This window comes from Allosphingosinicella sp., from assembly GCF_036387215.1.
Taxonomy (GTDB): Bacteria; Pseudomonadota; Alphaproteobacteria; order Sphingomonadales; family Sphingomonadaceae; genus Allosphingosinicella.
This window is the reverse complement of the sequence record NZ_DASVUE010000264.1, coordinates 1-6,063: the sequence shown is the minus strand read 5'-3', so window position 1 is coordinate 6,063 and position 6,063 is coordinate 1. Positions and strand designations below refer to the sequence as shown.

Genomic DNA, 6,063 nt, shown 5'->3' with positions numbered 1-6,063 from the left:
TTCAAGCTCGATGTCGATTACCGGCTGATCGAGATGGAGGGCTACGACCCCGCCGCCGCGCCCGGCTTCGGATGGCCGGCAGAGGAGCGGATCTGGATCAATCCAAGCCCCAATGCGCCCAACCTGCCGATGGCACGCGCTTATGCCGGCACGGTGATGCTCGAAGGCACCACGCTTTCCGAAGGCCGCGGCACCACCCGTCCGCTGGAGCTGTTCGGAGCCCCCGACATCGACGCGCGGGCGGTGCTCGCCGAAATGCGCGCGCTCGCGCCCGAATGGCTCGAGGGCTGCCGCCTTCGCAATTGTTGGTTCGAGCCGACCTTCCACAAGCATGTCGGGAAGCTCTGCAACGGCCTCCACATCCACGCCGAAGGCGGCTTCTACGATCATGAGCGGTTCAAGCCGTGGCGGCTGCAGTCGCTCGCCTTCAAGGCGATCCGCCGGCTCTACCCCGATTATCCGCTGTGGCGGGACTTCCCCTACGAATATGCGTTCGGGAAGCTTCCGATCGACGTGATCAACGGCGGCCCCGCACTCCGCGAATGGGTCGACGACCGGGAAGCGGCGCCGGCTGACCTCGACGCGCTGACGCTCGCCGACGAGCGCGCCTGGGCCGAAGAAAGGGTGCCTTACCTCCGCTACTAAAGCTGCGTTGTCCCATTATAGGACAGATATTTAGCACCGTTCCGCCGCCGCCGGACTCGGTTGCACTGCAGCATCCTAATGCGGTATGATCGAGTCGGCGTTTTTGTAAGCTTTCAAAGATGTTGTGGGGGTAACATCAGTGGCGAGCACGGCCGCGCCGCCCGGGGGGGCGTTCGCGAAAAAGTCACGAGTCGAGCAGGCGCCGTCCGGTGCCGGCAGCTTTGCGCCCGCGAACGATGCCCCGACGATCGTCTGGACCTCCAAGGAAAAGCTTCGGCTGAGGCTCTATTCGGCGCTGTTCCTTGCCGACGCATTCAGCATCGCCATCGCCTTTGCAATCGCCAACCTGATCCGTTTCGGCGAGCCGCTGCATGCCCAGGGCCGCGACATGCTGGTCGTGCTGCTTCCGATCTACCTTGGGCTGGCGCTCCACAAGCGCGCCTATGCGATCGAATGCCTGTCGCGTCCGCGCGAGGGCATCCGCAGGGCCATCCAGTCGCTCGTCTTCGCCTATGCGGTGATGATCGGGATCATCTTCTACATGAAGGTCAGCGGCGATTTCTCCCGCCTCGTGTTCGGCCTTGGAAGCACCTCCGCGCTCGGTCTTGTGGCATTGTCCCGCTGGTCCTTCGGTCAGGCGATGGGCGCCCGTTACAATTGGTCCTTCGTCAACGAGGTGCTGCTGGTCGACGGAGTGCCGGTCTATCCCGACAAGGGCCAGATCGTGATCTTCGCCGACAATATCGAGATCAGCCCGAACATCGACGATCCGATCGTCCTCGATCGGATGGGCCGCCTGCTCCACAATTGCGACCGGGTGATCCTGGCCTGCACGGCGGACCGCCGTCCCGGCTGGGCAAGGCTGTTGAAAGGCATGGACATCGACGTCGAGCTTCTGACGCCCGAACTCAACGAACTCGGCGCGCTGGAGATGAGGGGGTATAACGGCCAGTCTACCCTACTCGTCAGCTGCGGTCCGCTTTGCCTCCGCGATCGTGCCCTGAAGCGCCTGCTCGACCTGGCGATCGCCGCCCCCGCGCTCCTCTTCCTCTCGCCGCTGATGCTCGCGATCGCGATCGCGCTGAAGCTCGAATGCCGCGGCCCCGTCTTCTTCCGGCAGGAGCGGGTCGGCCGGGGCAACAGGATTTTCCAGGTGCTGAAGTTCCGAAGCATGCGCCCCGACGCGGCGGACGGCGCCGGCCACCGTTCCGCGAGCCTTTCGGACGAGCGCATCACCCGGGTCGGCAGGTTCATCCGCAGGACCAGCCTTGACGAACTGCCGCAGCTGATCAACGTCGTCAGGGGCGACATGAGCCTCGTCGGCCCGCGTCCGCACGCGCTCGCCTCCACCGCCGGCGATTCGCTCTTCTGGCAGCTCGACTCCCGCTACATTCACCGGCACGCGATCAAGCCGGGAATGACCGGTCTTGCCCAGGTCCGCGGCTATCGCGGCGCGACGCGCTCGCCTGAGGATCTGACCAACCGGCTCCAGGCGGATCTCGAATATCTCTCCGGCTGGACCATCTGGCGCGACGTCCGGATCATCTTCCGCACGTTCCGGGTGCTCGTCCACAGCAACGCCTTCTAGCGCGTCGAACCCCGCCGTTAACGCGGCTTTGCGCTTGAACCCACAGGGCCGTAGCCCGCCTGATAGCTGATCTTGGCCCGCTTTCGCAGATCCCGCGCCGCCGCCTCGACCGCTTCCTGCCGCTTCTGCCGCTTCAGGATCTCGCTTGCTCTGGAAAGCTGCTCGGTCATCGGCACCGGCTCGGGCCTGCGTTCAAGGATCGCGCCGAACATGCCGTTGTCGCCCTGGCTGTCGTAGAAGACGACGCCGTCCTTCATCTTCACCAGATTATCGGCGACCTTGGGCGGGAGGTCGGTGGGATCCACCACAGCCGAGCGGCGCTCGAACCGGATGCCTTTAGCGAGCAGCAGCCGCTCCGCCTCGGCCATCGTGGCGACTGCGGCGACCTCCGCCTTGCTGAGCGCCTTCGCCGGCGCGAACCCCAGCCGGTCGACGACGAGCACCTGCCGTTCGTCGAACAAGGCGGGGTTCCGCATGATGAACGAGCGCGCCTGCCGCATGTCGACGTCGTCCGCGCCCGCCCCCGCGGCCATCAGATACATCTGGGCAAGAATATATTGCTCGGCTCGGCGCCTCTGGGCGAGGAAGCGCGGATCCTTGTCCAGTCCCCGCTCCTTCGCGGCCGCCGCCTGAAGCTGGCGCTGGACGACGAGCTCGAGAACCTGCCGGCGCGCGGCGGGATCCTGGAGATTGGCCTGGAGCGCCTCCGCTTCCGCCTGCAGCTCGGAGGTGGTGATTTCCGTTCCGTTGACGGTGGCGACCACCTGCCCCGCGGGGTCGTCCTTCTTCCCGCACGCCGCCAGCTGGATGGATGCGGCGGCGGCAACGATCATGAAGGCCCCCGCCCTCAATCGCGTAGACGCGCGCCGGGGCATCTGCCACCCTCCCCCGGCGTCAGGCTTATCGGGGACGAGATGGAGACTCCCTACGACTTCGTCACCGTCGCGATCTTCGCGGCGATCGTGCTGATCTTCCTGCAACGCTCAGTCTCTCCTCCGGCCAAGGCCGATCCGATGTGGCATTATCTTGCTGCGTCCATTGGTTGCGCGCTTTCCAACTATCTTGGCAACAGCGGCTTCGATCTTGCCGCAATGGCGGTGCTTGTCCTGGTCGCAGGCTTCATCTTCATCGTCATCCGGCCGTTCCAGCCGCGCTAGCCGAAAGCGAGGGGCCGAGCAGAAGCTGCCGCCCGGCAGGCAAAAGCGCACCCAGCATTGCGCTCGCGAAGCGGCCGACGTGGCCAAGAATGGCGGGATCGCCGCCGAGCGCCGACAGCCGCACCAGAAGCCCGTCCGGCACTTGCCCGCGCAGCATCGTCTTCACGATCGCGAGATGCTGGTCCTGCCCCGGCCGGGTGATCTCGTCCCCCGCCCTCATCCAGTAGAGCACCTGTTCCGTCCGGTCGGGGCGCACGCCCGTGAAGCTTTGCGCCTCGAGCCGCTGTCCATCCCGGATGCGCAGTATCTTGCTTCCCTCCCGCTGGAGCTCGAAACCGGCACCGGGATAGCAGACGCGCGGATCGTGGACCTGGAGCAGCCCCTGCTGCGGCCGCGCGCAATAGGCGATCAGGAGCATCATCGCCGGAGCGCCGTCGTCGGACAGATAGACCCGCTTCAGCTCCTGGTCGTAAAAGTCGCTCTTCGGCGCCTCACCCGGAAGGACGAGATCGCCGCCGGCAACCTGTCGCCAGCCGCCGATGCGGCCCGGGACGATCGAATCGAGGCGCGGCGGATCCGAGGCGCGGAGGCGGAGCAAAGGCCGGCGCATCTGCGCGGCGATGCCGGCGGCGCCGAGCAGCGAGCCGAACAGCAGCGCCCGGCGGGACGTGATCAGCGGATTGGCGGGAATGTCCGTCATGCCGACCTGAACATCCGCGCGCGGACCGGCGCGAGCAACCTGTCGAGCGCGAACATGCCGGCAAGCGCGATCGCGAACAGCGTGACGCCCGCTGCCTCGTGGATGAAGCTCTGAGCGGCGGCGTCGCCGAAATGGTAGGTGATGAGGATCAGCAGCAGCACCCGCAGGAAGTTCGCGGCCATTGCGACTGCGATCATCAGCAGCGTGAAGAGGATCGTGTAACGCCAGCTCGAGCCGTATTTCACATATGCGTAGAACAGGCCGACAGCGGTGAGGCTCAGCATCGAGTTCAGCCCCGAGCATGCCTCCTCGACCAGCAATTCGTAGCGGTCGACGTACAAGGTGATGCCGGCCCGTGCGACCGGATATCCGAACAGGTCGAGCAGCCTCACGGCGTAATCGGAGAGGAAGAGGCGGATGTCCTGGGTCAGCACCACCGTCGTTCCCTTGGGGAGCGGCAGTGCGAACAGGAGGTAGCAGAGGGGAAACCAGAGCCGGGCCATCGTCGCCCCGCCCGCCATGACATAGCCGACTGCGACCAGCGACAGCCAGGCCGAGTAGCCGGCCAGCGTGATCCAATCGAGCCACTGCGCGACCACATGCACGAAGAGCATCGGGAGCAGCACCGCCAATGCCAAAGCCGGCGACCCGCTGGAGCGGCCGGAGGAGACTTCGCCCCAGCGGCGGACGAGCAGCCAGGCTCCGATCGTGAGGATGAGCGGACTGTGCGCCGCATCCTCATTGAGCCAGCTGTGGTTGAGGAGGCTGATGACGAACGAGGCGATGAAGATCGCGCCGCCCGCCATCAGCGGCAGCGCCGACCGGTCCGCTCCCGCGGCCTTCCATTTCAGCAGCTGCGCCACGGAGTTCATGCTTCAGGTCCGGCTGCGGGAGGAGCCCCCGCGGAAGCTTTGTTCAGGCGGCCGCGGCGAGCGCCGTCGAACCGCGAGACGTGCCCTTGAACCGATGCCTGCGCCGAAGCGCGCCGCCGACGGCGCCGAAGCCGATGATCATCATCAACCACGTCTGCGGCTCGGGAAGACCGACCGTCAGCGTGTAGGCGCCATTGGCGTTGTAGACCGCATAGGTGCCGGGCTGGAAATTCGGCGCACTCTCCGGGCCGGTGTAGATCGACCGCCCATCCGTCGAATAGAGCTGGAAGATGTAGTCGCCCTCATTCGGGTCTTCGTAACTCAGCACGATGTTCGTCGGCGAGGTCACCTTCCAGAAGGTCACATAATCGATGTTCTTGGAACCGTTATAATTGACCGGCACGTCCTCGAAATAGAAATAGGACCCCTCCTTGCCCGCTATCGTCGGCGGCCGCGGCTGAGAGGGGAGAGTGAAGGACGTGACCACAGCGCCGGCGCTGTTCGTCACTTCGAAATAATAGCTCTGGGCAGCGGCCGGCACCGCGGCGAAGAGAAACAGCAGCGCAATCGCCCGGATCAAGTGCCTGATCATCGAAAATCCCCACTGTCGCCGCATCGAGTCCCCCTCGCGGCCGGCCAGGATGAAGCCATTTTTTCGAAGCGGCGTCAAGAACATAGCGCCGCCAGCCAAAGATGTCCCGGCCCGGTACAACAAGCGCGCCGGACATGGAGCAGCCGCCCGGCCAGGACGGCCGAAAGGGCTCAAAGATGGAGAAAAGCAGGCAGGAGCCGGGAAATCCCGGCAGCTCCTGCCCGCCTATCCGGCTATCCGGTTATTTCGGGCTCTTGTTGCAGGGCCGCGTCGGATTGCCGTTGTTGTTCTGCGAGTTGCCCGGCGCCGGCCCGGTCTGCTTCGGGCACGGCGGCTGGTTCGTACTGGGCGGAGGCGGCGGAGGAGGAGGCGGGGGAGGAGGCGGAGCCTTCGTCTTGCCCTTCGCATTCCCGAACAACGTTCCGAGGCTGAGCCCCTGCTGAGCATAGGCGTCGCCCAACGGCACCATGACGACCGCCAGCGCGGCTGCCGCGAATATATATCCCTGC

Annotated in this window: 8 protein-coding genes; 3 read left to right on the top strand and 5 right to left on the bottom strand. The window is 65.5% G+C overall.

All coding sequences use genetic code 11. From position 1 onward, the window contains the following. Together VF662_RS10790 and VF662_RS10785 are read left to right on the top strand one after the other, a co-directional pair. A partial coding sequence (locus tag VF662_RS10790) for a DUF1343 domain-containing protein (RefSeq protein WP_464140948.1) occupies positions 1-645 on the top strand: 645 nt, incomplete at its 5' end. A gap of 139 nt (positions 646-784) precedes the next feature. Beyond that, positions 785-2,233: a sugar transferase gene (locus VF662_RS10785; protein ID WP_464140945.1), complete on the top strand. Its 1,449-nt coding sequence runs from the start codon at positions 785-787 to the stop codon at positions 2,231-2,233. A gap of 17 nt (positions 2,234-2,250) precedes the next feature. Here VF662_RS10785 and VF662_RS10780 read toward each other — a convergent pair whose 3' ends face one another. Then, positions 2,251-3,066: a hypothetical protein gene (locus VF662_RS10780; protein ID WP_464140942.1), complete on the bottom strand. Its 816-nt coding sequence runs from the start codon at positions 3,064-3,066 to the stop codon at positions 2,251-2,253. 81 nt (positions 3,067-3,147) lie between these two features. On the opposite strand from VF662_RS10780, the gene VF662_RS10775 reads away from it, so the two are divergent. After that, positions 3,148-3,390, top strand: a complete 243-nt coding sequence (locus VF662_RS10775; RefSeq protein ID WP_464140938.1) for an XrtV sorting system accessory protein — start codon at positions 3,148-3,150, stop codon at positions 3,388-3,390. Here VF662_RS10775 and VF662_RS10770 read toward each other — a convergent pair. From VF662_RS10770 to VF662_RS10755, 4 genes are all read right to left on the bottom strand, one after another. Continuing rightward, positions 3,365-4,090 carry an exosortase C-terminal domain/associated protein EpsI gene (locus VF662_RS10770; RefSeq protein WP_464140935.1) on the bottom strand — a complete coding sequence of 242 codons (726 nt, stop codon included), beginning with the start codon at positions 4,088-4,090 and terminating at the stop codon, positions 3,365-3,367. The genes VF662_RS10775 and VF662_RS10770 overlap by 26 nt on opposite strands. Next, positions 4,087-4,953, bottom strand: coding sequence for an exosortase (xrt, locus tag VF662_RS10765; RefSeq protein ID WP_464140932.1), 867 nt, complete (start codon positions 4,951-4,953; stop codon positions 4,087-4,089). Before xrt ends, VF662_RS10770 begins: the two co-directional genes overlap by 4 nt. Positions 4,954-5,005: 52 nt before the next feature. Next, on the bottom strand, positions 5,006-5,554 hold the full coding sequence (locus VF662_RS10760) for a PEPxxWA-CTERM sorting domain-containing protein (protein WP_464140927.1): 549 nt from the start codon (positions 5,552-5,554) through the stop codon (positions 5,006-5,008). Positions 5,555-5,795: 241 nt separating this feature from the next. Beyond that, positions 5,796-6,063: hypothetical protein (locus VF662_RS10755; protein WP_464140924.1), on the bottom strand; the 268-nt coding region annotated here is incomplete at its 5' end.

What these genes read in the sequence shown, in the direction of transcription:
- VF662_RS10775 (WP_464140938.1), top strand. Translation starts at nt 3,148, where the DNA reads ATGGAGACTCCCTACGACTTCGTCACCGTCGCGATCTTCGCGGCGATC.
- VF662_RS10780 (WP_464140942.1), bottom strand. Translation starts at nt 3,066, where the DNA reads ATGATCGTTGCCGCCGCCGCATCCATCCAGCTGGCGGCGTGCGGGAAG.
- VF662_RS10760 (WP_464140927.1), bottom strand. Translation starts at nt 5,554, where the DNA reads ATGATCAGGCACTTGATCCGGGCGATTGCGCTGCTGTTTCTCTTCGCC.
- VF662_RS10770 (WP_464140935.1), bottom strand. Translation starts at nt 4,090, where the DNA reads ATGACGGACATTCCCGCCAATCCGCTGATCACGTCCCGCCGGGCGCTG.